The sequence below is a fragment of the Variovorax sp. 20P10.2.4 genome, assembly GCF_058244205.1.
On the sequence record NZ_JBZAYE010000151.1, the window covers coordinates 1 to 13,999 of the forward strand.

12 protein-coding genes, 2 tRNA genes and 1 pseudogene are annotated in these 13,999 nt (G+C 68.7%); 9 read left to right on the top strand and 6 right to left on the bottom strand.

What is annotated here, in order from left to right; translation table 11 throughout:
• A pseudogene (locus tag AC27VN_RS16405) lies at positions 1–401 on the top strand (exopolyphosphatase); the annotation flags it as partial.
• An 81-nt stretch (positions 402–482) separates the two neighbouring features.
• Here the strand turns inward: AC27VN_RS16405 and AC27VN_RS16410 are convergent.
• The 3 genes from AC27VN_RS16410 to AC27VN_RS16420 all read right to left on the bottom strand — a co-directional run bounded on the left by AC27VN_RS16410 (position 483) and on the right by AC27VN_RS16420 (position 4,193).
• Positions 483–944, bottom strand: coding sequence for a SixA phosphatase family protein (locus tag AC27VN_RS16410; protein WP_057594239.1), 462 nt, complete (start codon positions 942–944; stop codon positions 483–485).
• Positions 945–969: 25 nt separating this feature from the next.
• A complete protein-coding gene (ppk1, locus tag AC27VN_RS16415) occupies positions 970–3,111 on the bottom strand; it encodes a polyphosphate kinase 1 (RefSeq protein ID WP_093341297.1) in 2,142 nt (713 codons plus the stop codon).
• Between the two features lie 185 nt (positions 3,112–3,296).
• The gene (locus AC27VN_RS16420) at positions 3,297–4,193 is read right to left on the bottom strand and encodes a GNAT family N-acetyltransferase (protein WP_093341295.1); all 897 of its coding nucleotides are present in this window, start codon (positions 4,191–4,193) and stop codon (positions 3,297–3,299) included.
• Positions 4,194–4,376: 183 nt separating this feature from the next.
• Between AC27VN_RS16420 and AC27VN_RS16425 the strand changes: the two genes are divergently transcribed.
• The 5 genes from AC27VN_RS16425 (at position 4,377) to AC27VN_RS16445 (ending at position 7,432) form a co-directional block, all read left to right on the top strand.
• A complete protein-coding gene (locus AC27VN_RS16425) occupies positions 4,377–6,074 on the top strand; it encodes an FAD-dependent oxidoreductase (protein ID WP_490877219.1) in 1,698 nt (565 codons plus the stop codon).
• Positions 6,075–6,113: 39 nt separating this feature from the next.
• Positions 6,114–6,377, top strand: a complete 264-nt coding sequence (locus AC27VN_RS16430; protein WP_203205608.1) for a UBP-type zinc finger domain-containing protein — start codon at positions 6,114–6,116, stop codon at positions 6,375–6,377.
• Between the two features lie 116 nt (positions 6,378–6,493).
• Positions 6,494–7,201 (top strand): glutathione binding-like protein, encoded by a 708-nt coding sequence (locus tag AC27VN_RS16435; protein WP_490877220.1) that lies wholly within the window; start codon positions 6,494–6,496, stop codon positions 7,199–7,201.
• Between the two features lie 36 nt (positions 7,202–7,237).
• Positions 7,238–7,314: transfer RNA gene (locus tag AC27VN_RS16440), tRNA-Pro, on the top strand.
• A 41-nt stretch (positions 7,315–7,355) separates the two neighbouring features.
• Positions 7,356–7,432: transfer RNA gene (locus AC27VN_RS16445), tRNA-Arg, on the top strand.
• Positions 7,433–7,503: 71 nt separating this feature from the next.
• Here the strand turns inward: AC27VN_RS16445 and AC27VN_RS16450 are convergent.
• On the bottom strand, positions 7,504–7,968 hold the full coding sequence (locus AC27VN_RS16450) for an ankyrin repeat domain-containing protein (RefSeq protein WP_490877221.1): 465 nt from the start codon (positions 7,966–7,968) through the stop codon (positions 7,504–7,506).
• Between the two features lie 322 nt (positions 7,969–8,290).
• Between AC27VN_RS16450 and AC27VN_RS16455 the strand changes: the two genes are divergently transcribed.
• The 3 genes from AC27VN_RS16455 to AC27VN_RS16465 all read left to right on the top strand — a co-directional run bounded on the left by AC27VN_RS16455 (position 8,291) and on the right by AC27VN_RS16465 (position 11,659).
• The gene (locus tag AC27VN_RS16455; protein ID WP_490877222.1) at positions 8,291–8,803 is read left to right on the top strand and encodes a hypothetical protein; all 513 of its coding nucleotides are present in this window, start codon (positions 8,291–8,293) and stop codon (positions 8,801–8,803) included.
• Positions 8,804–8,902: 99 nt separating this feature from the next.
• Complete coding sequence (locus AC27VN_RS16460; protein WP_490877223.1) at positions 8,903–10,990, top strand: TonB-dependent receptor; 2,088 nt, start codon at positions 8,903–8,905, stop codon at positions 10,988–10,990.
• Between the two features lie 111 nt (positions 10,991–11,101).
• Complete coding sequence (locus AC27VN_RS16465; RefSeq protein ID WP_208507864.1) at positions 11,102–11,659, top strand: fasciclin domain-containing protein; 558 nt, start codon at positions 11,102–11,104, stop codon at positions 11,657–11,659.
• A 105-nt stretch (positions 11,660–11,764) separates the two neighbouring features.
• On the opposite strand, the gene AC27VN_RS16470 is transcribed toward AC27VN_RS16465, so the two are convergent.
• Positions 11,765–12,961, bottom strand: coding sequence for a HupE/UreJ family protein (locus AC27VN_RS16470; RefSeq protein ID WP_490877224.1), 1,197 nt, complete (start codon positions 12,959–12,961; stop codon positions 11,765–11,767).
• On the bottom strand, positions 12,948–13,999 hold a 1,052-nt coding region (locus tag AC27VN_RS16475; protein WP_490877225.1), incomplete at its 5' end, for a hypothetical protein. The genes AC27VN_RS16475 and AC27VN_RS16470, both read right to left, overlap by 14 nt.

Below are 13,999 nucleotides of genomic sequence, written 5' to 3' on the forward strand. Positions count from 1 at the left end.
ACGAGATCGGCGCACTGGTCTCGCACAGCGACTACCACAAGCACGGCGCCTACATCCTCGACAACACCGACGCCCCCGGCTTCGCGGTCAACGAGCTCCACACCCTCGCCCAGCTGGTGCTGGGCCAGCGCGGCAAGCTGCGCAAGCTCGAGGGCTCGCTCGACGACGAGACCTTCGTGATGCAGCTGCTGGCGCTGCGGCTCGCGGTGATCCTGTGCCACGCGCGCCGCGACCCCGCGCCCGATGCGCTGCACCTGTCGCCGCTCGGCACCCGCACTTTCTCGATCGCCTGCGCGCCCGACTGGGCCGAGGCCTTCCCGCAGTCGGCCCACCTGCTGCGCGAGGAGGTGCTGGCCTGGCAGAAGATCAGTACCTGGCGCGTGGACCTGGCGGGCTGCTGAGCCGCCCGGCCGGATGGCCGGCGGACAGCCGGCACCGCCGCCCGCGGCGACACCGTACGAGCGGCATGGCCGCGCGCAGGCTCAGAGAAGTTCGGGCGACTGCACCGTCACCACGACGGTCTGCACGTCGCCATCGCGCTCGCGCGTGCGGATCCACCACAGCGCGCCCTTGCGCACCGGGCAGCTGTCCTGCTTCAAGCCCAGCAGCAGCGAGATCGCCTGCCCCAGCGACGGCTGGTGGCCGATCATCAGCACCACCGACTTGCCGTTGGGCCAGCCGGCCGAGGCCAGCAGCGCGTCGGCGGTGGTGTCGGGAGCGAGTTCGCTGCGCAGCTTGTACTTGCGCCCGAGCGCCAGCGCGGTCTGTTCGCAGCGCCGCGCGGGGCTGCTGATGATGCGCGTGCCGTCGGGCAGCTGGCGGTCGAGCCAGCTGGCCATGCGCTTGGCCTGCTTCTCGCCGCGCGCGGTGAGCGAGCGCTGCATGTCGTCGCAGCCCTCGGTCCAGTCATCGGCTTCCGCATGGCGCCAGAAGATCAGGTCCATGGTCATCGTCTTTCGAACTTCGGCTTCATTCGCCGGATGCGACGTCACGGGGCCCTCGCGCTGCGTAGCGGTTCATCAGGGCAGCCTGCGCGCCGTGCGCCTCGATCGCACGCGACGCACCGGCTTCGCCCGGGTGCGTGTCGTGGTCGATGCGGGTGTAGACGCCATCGGCGCCGAGGTCCCAGGCATCGCGGCCGTCGTGCAGGTAGGCGACCAGGCACTCGTCGATGAGGCGCTGGCGCAGCACCGGGTCGGTCACGGGCCAGGCGAGCTCGATGCGCCGCATCATGTTGCGGTTCATCCAGTCGGCGCTCGAGAGATAGAGCGACTCGTCCTCGCCATGGCGGAAATAGAACACCCGCGAATGCTCGAGGAAGCGGCCGATCACCGAGCGCACGCGGATGTTGTCGGTCAGCCCCGGCACCTGGGCCGGCAGCGTGCAGGCACCGCGCACGATCAGGTCGATCTTCACGCCCTTCTGTCCCGCATGCACCAGCGCCGCGACCAGTTCCTCGTCGGTCAGCGCATTCATCTTGGCGACGATGCGCGTGGGCTCGCCGCGCTCGGCCGCCGCGGCCAGCGTGGCGATCTGCGCGCGGATGTTGCTGTGCAGGTCGAAGGGCGCGAGCCACACGCGGTTGAGCTTGGGCAGCTTGCTCTGGCTCGCGAGGTGCACGAACACCGCTTCCATGTCGGCGGTCAGCAGCGGGTCGGCCGTGAGGTGGCTGATGTCGGTGTACAGGCGCGCGGTGCGCGGGTTGTAGTTGCCGGTCGACAGGTGGCCGTAGCGGCGCATCTGCTTGCCCTCGCGGCGCGTCACCAGCAGCATCTTGGCGTGGGTCTTCAGGCCCACCACGCCGTACACCACCTGGGCGCCGATCGACTCGAGCATCTCGGCCCAGTTGATGTTGGCCTCTTCGTCGAAGCGCGCCTTGAGCTCCACCACCACGGTGACTTCTTTGCCGCGGCGCACCGCCTCGCGCAGCAACTCCATCAGCTCGGAGTCGGCGCCGGTACGGTAGATGGTCTGCTTGATCGCCAGCACCTGCGGGTCGTGCACCGCCTCGCGCAGGAAGGCCAGCACGCCCTCGAAGCTCTCGAAGGGCTGGTGGATCAGCACGTCGCCGCGCTGCAGCCGCTCGAAGAAGGACTGCGCGGGCGACAGCGTGATCGGGTAGGAGGCCTGGTAGGGCTTGAAGCGCAGCTTCGGCTCGTCGAGCAGGTCGGCCAGCTGCGTGAAGCGCGCGAGATTGACCGGGCCGTGCACGCGGTACAGCGCCTCGGGCGGCAGGTTGAACTGCTCGAGCAGGAAGCTCGCGAGCGACTCGGCGCAGCTGGCCGACACCTCCAGGCGCACCGCCTGGCCGAAGTGCCGGTGCTGCAGGCCCTGGCGCAGCGCGGTGCGCAGGTTCTTCACGTCCTCCTCGTCCACCGCGAGGTCGGAATGGCGCGTGACGCGGAACTGCGAGAAGTCGCCGACCTCGCGCCCCGTGAACATCGAGGACAGGTGCGCGCGCACCACGCTCGACAGCGCCACGAACAGCGTCTTGCCGTCCGACACCTTGGCCGGCATCTTGATCAGCCGCGGCAGCACGCGCGGCACCTTCACGATCTGGATCGGGTTCTCGCGACCGAAGGCGTCCTTGCCGCCCAGGCGCACGATGAAGTTCAGCGACTTGTTCGCGACCTGCGGGAACGGATGCGAGGGGTCGAGCCCCACGGGCAGCAGCAGCGGGCGCACCTCGCGCTCGAAATACTCGGCCACCCACTTGCGCTGCGCGGGGTTGCGCTCGCCGTGCGAAATGATGTGGATGCCGTGCGTGCCGAAGGTCGGCATCAGCTCGTCGTTGTAGAGCGCGTACTGGCGCGCCACCAGCGTGTGGACCGCCTCGGCCAGCCGGCGGAAGGACTCGACCGTGTAGGTGCCCTTGTGGTCGTCGGCGCTGCCCGCGATCAGGTGCGGCGCGGCGCGGACCTCGAAGAACTCGTCGAGGTTCGACGAGACGATGCACAGGTAGCGCAGGCGCTCGATCAGCGGCACCTCGGGGCGGTGCGCCCAGTCGAGCACCCGCTCGTTGAACGACAGGATGCTGTGGTCGCGGTCAAGCAAAGTGAATTTCGGCGTCTCGGCCACGGAAGGCAGCGAATCGGCCGGATCGGAAGGCATGGACACGGATTCTGGAACAAGCGGCACCATGGCCGTGCTCGATAAAGGGAATGTGACAGTGTCATGCGGGTTTGTGACATTTGCATGACTTTCCCGTGACGCCGTCGACATGCCTACTTTCGACTGCTCTTCCCCGTCCGGCGGCAGGACGGACGACCCGTTCGCGGGTCGGACGACCGCTGGTTTCATGCGCCCAGGAAATGCTTGCGGTAGCGCGCCGGCAGATCGTCGATGCGCATCAGCATCGGCAGGTCGGCGGTGTTGAAGTCCGGATCCCAGGCCGGCGCGCCGAGCACCTTGGCGCCGAGGCGCAGGTAGCCCTTGATCAGCGCGGGCGGTTCCACGTCGAGGCTGCCATCGAGGCGCTCGACCGGCAGCGCGAGCCGCGGCTGCACCTGGTACTGGATCGGCGCCATGTGGCTGGCCGAGAGCTGGCGCCAGATGCTGGCGGCCGCGTCGCCGCAGGTCACGCCGTTGTGCGACATCGGGATGCTGGCGCAGCCGATCATCGTGTCGAGCTTGTTGCGATGCATGAAACCGGCCAGCGCGCCCCACAGCGCCAGGATCACGCCGCCCTGGCGGTGCTCGGGGTGCACGCAGCTGCGGCCCAGCTCGACCATGCGCTCGCGCAGGTCGCGCAGGCGGGTCAGGTCGAATTCGGTGTCGCTGTAGGTGCTGCCCACGCGGCGCGCCTGGGCCGGCGTCAGCACGCGGTAGGTGCCGATCACCTGCTGCGTCAGCTCGTCGCGCACCAGCAGGTGTTCGCAGAAATCGTCGAACAGGTCCACGTCGTGGCCGGGCAGCGAGGTGGAGATGCGGGCACCCATCTCGCCGACGAACACTTCATAGCGCAGGCGCTGGGCCGCGCGCACATCGTCCTGGTGACGGGCCCAACCGACGGTGATGCCCTGCTTGGCCTCGATGACGGGGGCCGGCACGACGACCGCGGGGCTGACGGCAGCGGGGACCTTGGGCGTCGCGGTGACGGCGGCGGCGGTGCCGGCGACAACGGGCGCGGGCCAGAGGGCTGCGCGGAGCCCGATCTGCGACAGCGGAAATGTCGGGTTGGGCAGTTCTTTCATGTGGAAACCCTTTCTGCTGGGCGAGTCTCGGCACCCGTGGTGAAAAGCGCGTGTCATGGCCGTGGCAATTGCATGACGATGTGACGGGCCGCCGGCCTTCCTTTCGGGGGTGCTCCACCGGCGCTTCTTTGACGTCTAATGGCTTTCATCGCCGAACCCGCACCGACCTGGAGTCCTCGCCCGATGGCCCTCACCGACGCTTCCACCGCCGCACCGGCTCCCGCCGGCGGTAACCGACAGTTGCAGACCTTTCCGGTGCTCAACGACAGCGAGATCGCGCGCATCGCGCGTTTCGGCAGCGTGCAGCACTTCGCGCGCGGCAGCCGGCTGTTCACCGCCGGCGAGGTCGGCGCCGGCATGTTCGTGCTGCTCAAGGGCGTGGTCTCGGTCACCCAGCGCGATGGCCTGGGCCACGTGGTGCCGATCGTGCGTCAGGGGCCGGGCGAATTCCTGGCCGAGGTCGGCCAGCTCAGCGGCCGCCCCGCCCTGGTCGACGGCCATGCCGAGGAGGACGTCGAGGCACTGGTGCTGCCGCCCGCGCAACTGCGCGCGCTGCTGGTGGCCGAGGCCGACCTCGGCGAGCGCATCACCCGCGCGCTGATCCTGCGGCGCGTGGCGCTGATCGAATCGGGCGCCGCCGGCCCGGTGCTGATCGGCCAGCCGCAGTCGCCCGACATGGCGCGGCTCGAGAACTTCCTGCGCCGCAACGGCCATCCCTATCACCTGGTCGACGCCGACCAGGACCCCGATGCCGCCGCGCTGCTGGCGCAGTACGGCGGCCACCAACTGCTGGCCGTGTGCCCCAACGGCTCCGTGCTGGTGAACCCGGCCGAGGACGCGCTGGCGCTGTGCCTGGGCATGGTCGATGCCGCGGCGCACGACGAGCTCTACGACGTGGCCGTGGTCGGCGCCGGCCCGGCCGGACTCGCGACCGCCGTGTATGCCGCCTCCGAGGGGCTGCGCGTGATCGTGCTCGACTGCCGCGCCTTCGGCGGCCAGGCCGGCGCCAGCGCGCGCATCGAGAACTACCTGGGCTTTCCCACCGGCATCTCGGGCCAGGCGCTGGCCGGCCGGGCCTTCGTGCAGGCGCAGAAGTTCGGCGTCGAGATGCTGATCCCGGCCAAGGTGGCCTCGCTCGACTGCGCGCGCACCAACCCCGACGGCAGCCTCGCGATCGCGCTGGCCGACGGGCGCCGCATTTCGGCGCGCACCGTCGTCGTCGCCAGCGGTGCGCGCTACCGCCGGCCCGGCGTGCCCAGGCTGCACGAATTCGAGGGCCGCGGCATCTGGTACTGGGCCTCGGCCATCGAGGCCAAGCTCTGCGCGCAGCAGGAGGTCGCGCTGGTCGGCGGCGGCAACTCGGCCGGCCAGGCCGCCGTGTTCCTCTCGCACCATGCGGCCAAGGTCAACGTGCTGGTGCGCGGCCCTTCGCTCGCGGCCAGCATGTCGCGGTACTTGATCGACCGCATCGAGGCCACGCCCAACATCTCGCTGCAGCCCCACACCGAACTCGTGCGGCTGCACGGCGATCCCGACGACGGCCTCACCGGCGCCACCTGGCGCTGCCACAGCACGGGCGCCGAGCACGACTGCCCCGCGCGCAACATCTTCCTGTTCGTCGGCGCCGAGCCCGAGACCGACTGGCTCGCGGGCTGCGGCGTCGCGGTCGACAAGCACGGCTTCGTGCAGACCGGCCCCGACGCCAGCGCCGGCTTTCCGGCGCGCCCGGCCACCGCGCTCGAGACCAGCGTGCCCGGCGTCTTCGCGGTCGGCGACGTGCGCTCGGGCTCGGTCAAGCGCGTGGGCGGGGCGATCGGCGAAGGCGCGGCGGTGGTCGCACTGATCCACCAGCACCTGGCCTCCAACTCGGCGGTGGCCTGAGTCCGGCCCTTCCCATATTTCATTCCGGAGAACCCGCGCATGCGCATCAAGCCCTGCGAACACGTCCCCGCGGAGATCGCCGCGCCCCACACCCTGCGCGGCTGCGAGGAATGCCTCAAGACCGGCGACAGCTGGGTGCATCTGCGCCTGTGCGTGCACTGCGGCCACGTCGGCTGCTGCGATTCGTCGAAGAACCGGCATGCCACGCGCCACTCGCAGGCCGAGGGCCATGCCGTGATCCAGTCGCTCGAGCCCGGCGAGGACTGGATGTGGTGCAACGCGCACGAGCGACAGGTGGGCTGAGGCGCGCGCCGGTCATTGGCCGTGCCGCGCACGTCCGCGCGGCCGCCTGTATATGCTGGCTGCCGCGTCGAGGAGCCCCTCTTCGCCGCCCCCATCCAGACCGGAGACTCGACAACATGCCCGCACCGAAGACCATCGAGGTCTATTCCTGGCCCACGCCCAACGGCCACAAGATCCACATCATGCTCGAGGAGTGCGGCCTGCCCTACCGCGCGCATCCCATCGACATCGGCAAGGGCGACCAGTTCGCGCCCGACTTCCTGCAGATCAGCCCCAACAACAAGATCCCCGCCATCACCGACCCCGACGGTCCGGACGGCGCGCCCATCTCGCTGTTCGAGTCTGGCGCCATCCTCGTCTACCTGGCCGGCAAGACCGGCCAATTCCTGCCCCAGGGCGACCGCGCGCGCTACGACGTGCTGCAGTGGCTGATGTTCCAGATGGGCGGCGTCGGCCCCATGCTCGGCCAGGCGCATCACTTCCGCCTGTACGCGCCCGAGAAGATCGCCTATGCCATCGACCGCTACACCAACGAGGCCAAGCGCCTCTACGGCGTCATCGACAAGCAGCTGTCCAAGCACCGCTTCATCGCCGGCCCCGACTACAGCATCGCCGACATCGCCATCTTCCCGTGGCTGCGCAGCTGGCAGAACCAGGGCATCACCCTCGAGGACTACCCGCGCCTGAAGGAGTGGTTCGACCGCATCGCCGAGCGCCCCGCCGTGCAGCGCGGCGTGAAGGTGCTGGCCGATCTGCGCAAGCCCATCACCGACGACAAGGCGCGCGAAGTGCTTTTCGGCAAGACCCAGTACGAGAAGCGCTGAGACCGCCTCATATTCGGGCTAGAATAGAAGGCTTGTCGGGGTGTAGCGCAGCCTGGTAGCGCATCTGGTTTGGGACCAGAGGGTCGAAGGTTCGAATCCTTTCGCCCCGACCAAGAATCTTCTTTCCTGCTTTGCTTTCTGTTCCGCCTGGAATCTGCCCGTAGCTCAGTTGGATAGAGCACCTGCCTTCTAAGCAGGTTGTCGGGGGTTCGATCCCCTCCGGGCAGGCCAATCTCAAGCCTGCTTTCTTCTTGCAGGAATTCCCTCTCCGAGCGCAGCGCCCTGGCGGCCGCCTCGAAAAGCTACCGCTTTCCGCAACGTTCCAATGCCGACTGAACCAAGGCGCGAGGCCCTGGCGGCAGGGGATGATCCATGCGAAAGCTCATTTCGTAGGGCGTCCCGAAGCCATCGCTCGCCACGGGCGTTTTCGAATCGGCGCCCGCTACGCACAGCATCTCGATCAGTTCGATATTCGGCCAGAGCGAGAACGCAGTGATATGAAGCGGGGTCATTCCGTATAAAAGCCTGTGGGCCCGCCTCGGGTCCGCACCGCGCTCGAGCAGAAGTGCCACGATCCGATTGGCACCCCAGTCGCTCCCTGACCATCCAGCCCAACTGACAACGGTCAGCAGCGGCGTGTTTCCATACTCGTCCTCGGCTTCGATGTCGGCACCCGCGTCGATGGCTTGGCGCATTCTTTCGAGGAAAGCATCGACGGTTTCCGGGTTGGTCACTGTGCCTGGGCGATCGAAATGGAGATCGATCAATCGCGGCCGGCCTGCGGCGCCCCCTGGTCCTTGAGCGTACGAATCCAGAGCGGTACACACCGCGGCAATCGTGAAGATGAGGAGCGCGACGACGAACGGCCACGGTCTGCGCGCTCTACGCACCGAGGGACACGCATTGGCCGATATCGAAGGAATCACTCTGCGCCCCTGGCAATGAAGAGCGTCCAGTCTATGAATGACGCCAGCAACGAACGCCAGCTTGCTCGACAGGTACCGAAAGCCGGTACCTCGGGTTGCGCCGCATGATCCAGCGCCCTCTCACCTCCCGGGTTGAAGCATGTGGCCACGCTACGATGAAGCGATGCCCCTCCACCGAAACCGACACGCCATTGCCCTGCTATCTGCCGCGGCCCTTGTCAGCGCCTGCAGCACGCCGTCCGATCGTCAAGCCGATCAAACTGCGCGCACGACCAAACCCCAAGCCACCACCCTCTCCCCCGCCCAAGCCCTGACCCCGCAAGCCCAAGGCAAACGCATCCACTGGAGCGGCGGCATCAACGCCATCGAAGCAGAGGAAGGCGCTCGCCAGTGCTTCACGCTGCTGCACGCCACCTTCGATGCACAGAACGTGCTGCAGTGGCCCCGCGACGAGCAGCAGTTCATCGCCTGCGGCGCGGGGGACTACGACCGGGACCTCGTGGCCCTGTACACGCTGGTGAGCTTCGACGGCCGCGTGGTCGGGCAGCGGATGTTCCTGGGCAGGCCGGTGCCTGTGATCGAGATCGAGGCCTTGTACAGGCACTCCGACTGCGTGCAGGGCGACGAAAAGATTCCCGCGTGCTACTCGGGCTTGCTGCAGCCTCGAAAGCCCTGACAGCGCGCCGAATCCGAAACGGGCTTGCGCGCGTATCAATGGCGCGTCATGGCAACGAGCATTCCCGCTCCGCGCGGACATCGAAGACGCGGGAGACCCATGAAAGCTTCGATACGCATCGCGCGCCAACCCTGGATGTTCGGCGCCCTGCTCGGCAGCGCCGCGGCCTGTGCCCAACCCGTCCACCTGCCGCCCATCGAAGTGAGCGGCCCGCGCGACGCAGCCATCGGCACCGCCGACAGCGCGAGCGAAGGCGCGGTGGAGAAAGCCTCGTTCCAGGCCCGCCCCAAGCTGCGCCCGGGTGACATCGTCGAGGCCGTGCCCGGCGTGGTCGCCACCCAGCACTCGGGCGACGGCAAGGCCAATCAGTACTTCCTGCGCGGCTTCAACCTCGACCATGGCACCGACTTCGCGATCACCGTCGACGGCATGCCCGTCAACATGCCCTCGCACGGCCACGGCCAGGGCTTCGCGGACCTCAACTTCCTGATCCCCGACCTGGTCTCGGGCGTGCGCTACCGCAAGGGGCCCTACTTCGCCGATGGCGGCGACTTTGCGCTCGCGGGCACGGCTTCGCTTGACTACGTGAGCGCGCTCGATGCACCCTTTGCCGAAGTCACGCTGGGTGCGAACAACTTCCGCCGGCTGCTCGCAGCGGGTTCGCGCACCGTGCAGGACCAGACCTGGCTCGGTGCGATCGAACTCGAGGGCAACAACGGGCCCTGGGACACGCCCGAACGCCTGCGCAAGGCCAATGCCGTGCTGCGCTATTCGCAGGGCTCGCCGGTGCGTGGGCTCAGCATCACGGCCATGGCCTACCAGAGCCGCTGGAACTCCACCGACCAGATCCCCGAACGGCTGGTCGACAGCGGCGAGCTCTCGCGCTTCGGCTCGCTCAACACTACCGATGGGGGCAAGACGCGGCGCCTCAGCCTATCGGGCAAATGGTTCGACAACAGCCCCGAGGGGCAGACGCAACTGAGCGGCTATGTCATCGACTACCGCTTCGACCTGTTCTCGGACTTCACCTACTTCCTCAACAACCCCGAGCAGGGCGACCAGTTCGAGCAGACCGACCGCCGGCGGGTCTTCGGGCTGCAGGGCACGCACAGCCGGCCGAATCAGATCGGGGGACTGGATGGCGTCCTGAGCTTCGGCGGCAGCTGGCGCGGTGACCGTATCGGCGAGGTCGGGCTCTACAACACCGTGGCGCGCGAGCGGATTTCGACGGTGCGCAACGACAAGGTGCAGCAGGACCTGTTCTCCGTTCACGCCCAGCAGCTCGTGAACTTCAGCGAGCGCTGGCGTGGGTACGTGGGCTTGCGCGGCGACCTGCTGCGCTACGACGTGCAAGGGCGCGAGCCGCTCTATGGCGCGATCAACAGCGGCCGCGGCCACGATTCGCTCGTGAGCCCGAAAGCCGGCCTGGCCTTCACCGTGACGCCGGCCCATGAGCTCTACCTCAACGTGGGCACGGGCTTCCACAGCAACGACGTACGCGGCGCGACGATCAACGTCGATCCGACGAGCGGCCTGCCCGCAGAGCGCGTACCCGCGCTCGTGAAGGGCCGCGGCGCCGAGATCGGCTGGCGCTTCCAGCCCAGCGAGGACTTCAGCCTCACCACGGCGCTGTGGCAGTTGCGGCTCGACTCGGAGCTGGTCTATGTCGGCGACGCCGGCACCACCGAGCCCGGCCGCGCCAGCAGCCGCCGCGGCATCGAGGCCACGCTGCGCTGGAAGCTCGGCTCGCGCTGGCGCTTCGAGGCCGATGCGGCGATCTCGCGCGCCCGCTTCCGGGGCCTGGCGCCCGAGGGCGAAGGCAACTACATCGACAACGCGGTGGAGCGCGTGTTCGCGGCCGGTGTCATCTACACCGAAGGCCCGCTGACGGCCTCGCTTCGCCTGCGCTACATGGGCCCGCGCGCGCTCGACACGCTGAACACGGTGCGCTCGCGCGCGACCACGCTGCTGAACTTCGGCGCGCGCTATGCGGTCAACAAGCAGCTCACCTTGGGCCTGGACGTGTTCAACCTCGCAGGCCGCAAGGGCAACGACATCGAGTACTTCTACGCCTCGTGCAGCGCGGGCGAGGTGGCGCGCGGTGCGTGTGGAGACGGCATCGACGGGCGCCACATCCATCCGATGGAGCCGCGCAGCGCGCGGGTCAGCGCACGCTGGACCTTCTGAACGAAAGAAAGCGCGCGCACTGCCCCGAGATTGAATCTGCATCGTGGCCCGGCCCGTAGTTGCAGCAGTCGATGCGCAATTCGCGCCGGCATCCTCACCAGGAGTACTCGCATGAAGAACAGATTCAATCGCATGGCCACGGTCGCCTTGGCCGTCTCGCTGAGCTTGGGCTCGTTCGCCGCGCTCGCGCAGGTCACCGTCGGCGGTGCGCCGATGTATGCCACCAAGGACATCATCGACAACGCGGTGAATTCGAAGGACCACACCACGCTCGTGGCCGCCGTCAAGGCAGCGGGTCTGGTCGAGACCTTGAAGGGACCGGGCCCGTTCACCGTGTTCGCGCCGACGAACGCAGCCTTCGCCGCCCTGCCCGCGGGCACCGTCGATACGCTGCTGAAGCCCGAGAACAAGACGATGCTGACGGGCATCCTGACCTACCACGTCGTGCCCGGAAAGATCGATGCGGCCGCGCTGACCAAGATGATCATGGACGGCAAGGGCTCGGCGACGCTCAAGACCGTGGCCGGCGGCAGCCTCACGGCCAAGTCCAGCGGCGGCAAGGTCATGATCACCGACGAGAAGGGTGGCTCCGCGACCGTGACCATCGCCGACGTGTACCAGTCGAACGGCGTGATCCATGTCGTCGACAAGGTGCTGCTGCCCAAGTAATCCATCGCGCATCTGCCCGCGCAAACTGCGCGGTCGGTTCGAAACGCGCCGGAGCCCCGACATCGATCGGGGCTTTTTCTTTCCCGCCGTGCGGCCGCCTCGCGCTCAGGCGAACGGCAGAATCTTCATGTCGAACACGCGCTCGCAGAACCAGATGGCCGCCACCCCCACGGCCACGACCGAGCCGCCACGCAACACCACCGGCGCATAGCCGCGCCAGCCGCGCAACGACAGCAGCACGACCAGTGCCACGGCCACCACCATGAGCTGGCCCGCTTCCACGCCGAGGTTGAACTGCAGCAGCGCGAGCACGAAGCCGCGCAGCGGCAGGTCGAGCTCGCCGAGCGCGCCCGCGAAGCCGAAGCCATGGATCAGGCCGAACAGGAAGCTGAAGAGCTTGCGCCGGCCGCGCAGCAACGGCCGCAGGTTGTCCACGGCCGCGAGGATGATCGTGATCGCGATGCCCGGCTCGACGATGCGCGGCGAGAGGCTGACGATCTTGAGCCCGGCCAGCGCCAGCGTGATCGAGTGCGCGATGGTGAACATGGTGACGATGCCGAGCATCGGCCAGATCGCGTCGCGCCAATGCCTCACCGGTGTCCAGCCGCCATCGCCGCGCCGCAGCAGCACCGCGGGCAGCAGCAGGCACAGCAGGAACAGGATGTGGTCGTAGCCGATCAGGATGTGATGGATGCCGTCGCGGAAGAAGCCGGGGCTGTCGCTTTCGGCATTCGCGGCGGGCGTGGAAGAACCCGCCGCCGCGCCCGGCCATGGCAGCGTCACGCTGCCGGCTGCGGGATCGAGCGAGTGGACCGCAGGCGAAGCACCGCCGTCCGAAGCGAGCCGCAGCAAACCGCGATGCGTCGGATCGATCTCGCGAAACAGCCGGTAGTCGATCTCGAGCGTGGGTCCCGTATGGCATCGCGCGTGCAATTGCAGCACGAGATAGGCGCCGTCGACCCGGTCCTCGACCGCCGGCGGACGGGTCTCGGCCAGCGCGCAGCGACCCTGCTGCAACTGGAGCCGCGCGAGTGCATAGGCGCGGATGTCGTCGAGCCGCGAACGCACCTCGCCCCAGCGCAGCTGGCGGTCGCCGTCGCGGTCGAGCTCGAGCGTCGCGTCCAGATCGCGCAGCGCGATGTCCCAGCGCAGGTCCAGGCCCTCGGCATCGCGCTGGATCTGCAGGTAGGCATCGCTGGCCTTGTGAGCACGCGCGGCGCCCGGCGCGAGCGCCAGCAGCAGCGCCAGCACGAACAGCAAGGCGGTGGCCAGCCCGGCGCGGCGTCGTTCAGGGAATGGCATCGACACGTGCGTCCTTCAGTCCGATCTCGCGCATCAGCGCCTTCGCTTCATCGCGCGCGGCCGCATCGCCAGCGGCAGAAGCCGCGCGCGCGAACACCAGCAGGTCGATCGGTTCGCGCTGCAGGCGCAGGTTGAGGCGCGCCAGTTCGACGGCGCGCTTCGCATCGCCTTGCACATCGAGCGCGAACATCGCCTCCTCGCGTGCGTGCTGCGCGGTGGTGCCGGGCCGCAGCGCGGCGGCCTCGAAGCGCTCGCGCAATTCCTCGGCCTCGGGGACCACGGCGCGCGATGCCTGCTGCTTGCCCGCCGGCGTGTGTGCAATGGCCAGCCGCAGCAGCACCGCGTCGCTGCGCGCTTCCTTCGCGAGCAACGGAGGGATCTCGCGGGACCGACCCGCACGCTGCAGGAAGTCGCTGTACGCCAGCAGCAGATAACCGGAGCGCTCGGCCGCGAGCGCCTTGCGGTACGCGGCATCCGCCTCGGCGGGCCGGCCCGCGAGCTCCTCGATCTCGGCGATCGAGGTCCACAGCCACTGCCGCGTTCCGGCCTGTGGCGCACCGGCCAGCGAAGGATCGGCCAACAGGCCTCGCAGCGCGTCGCGCGCGGCGGCATGGTTGCCGCGCAGGCCCGCGTTCTCCGCCAGGCAGGCCACGCCATAGAGCGCCGGCCCCACGCGGCCCAGCGCGCGGCAGGCAGCATCGGATTCGTCGTAGCGTCCGCGCACGCGCAGCACGGTCGCGAGCGTGATCCAGCCCTGGGGATCGGCGGGCCGGCGCGCCAGCGCCGCCTTCAACAGGGTTTCGGCGCCATCGAAGTCATGAAGGAACTGGGCGACGGTGGCACGCATCACCAGCACCGCGGGCGGTGTCTGGGCGATGGGCGTGGCGTCCCAGGCCTGCAGCGCGGCCGCGGCCTGGCCGGCATAGCGCGCATCGCCCTGCGAGCGCGCGAGGTCGAGGTAGGTGGTCGCGGCCTCGATCGCGGTGGCCTCGTCGCCGGGCCGCTGGGCCAGCTCGCGGCGCAGCTTGCGCTGCGCAT

Coding starts and splice junctions, on each gene's coding strand:
- ppk1 (WP_093341297.1), bottom strand. CDS start 3,111: ATGCCTTCCGATCCGGCCGATTCGCTGCCTTCCGTGGCCGAGACGCCG.
- AC27VN_RS16465 (WP_208507864.1), top strand. CDS start 11,102: ATGAAGAACAGATTCAATCGCATGGCCACGGTCGCCTTGGCCGTCTCG.
- AC27VN_RS16420 (WP_093341295.1), bottom strand. CDS start 4,193: ATGAAAGAACTGCCCAACCCGACATTTCCGCTGTCGCAGATCGGGCTC.
- AC27VN_RS16425 (WP_490877219.1), top strand. CDS start 4,377: ATGGCCCTCACCGACGCTTCCACCGCCGCACCGGCTCCCGCCGGCGGT.
- AC27VN_RS16470 (WP_490877224.1), bottom strand. CDS start 12,961: ATGCCATTCCCTGAACGACGCCGCGCCGGGCTGGCCACCGCCTTGCTG.
- AC27VN_RS16435 (WP_490877220.1), top strand. CDS start 6,494: ATGCCCGCACCGAAGACCATCGAGGTCTATTCCTGGCCCACGCCCAAC.
- AC27VN_RS16430 (WP_203205608.1), top strand. CDS start 6,114: ATGCGCATCAAGCCCTGCGAACACGTCCCCGCGGAGATCGCCGCGCCC.
- AC27VN_RS16455 (WP_490877222.1), top strand. CDS start 8,291: ATGCCCCTCCACCGAAACCGACACGCCATTGCCCTGCTATCTGCCGCG.
- AC27VN_RS16410 (WP_057594239.1), bottom strand. CDS start 944: ATGGACCTGATCTTCTGGCGCCATGCGGAAGCCGATGACTGGACCGAG.
- AC27VN_RS16460 (WP_490877223.1), top strand. CDS start 8,903: ATGAAAGCTTCGATACGCATCGCGCGCCAACCCTGGATGTTCGGCGCC.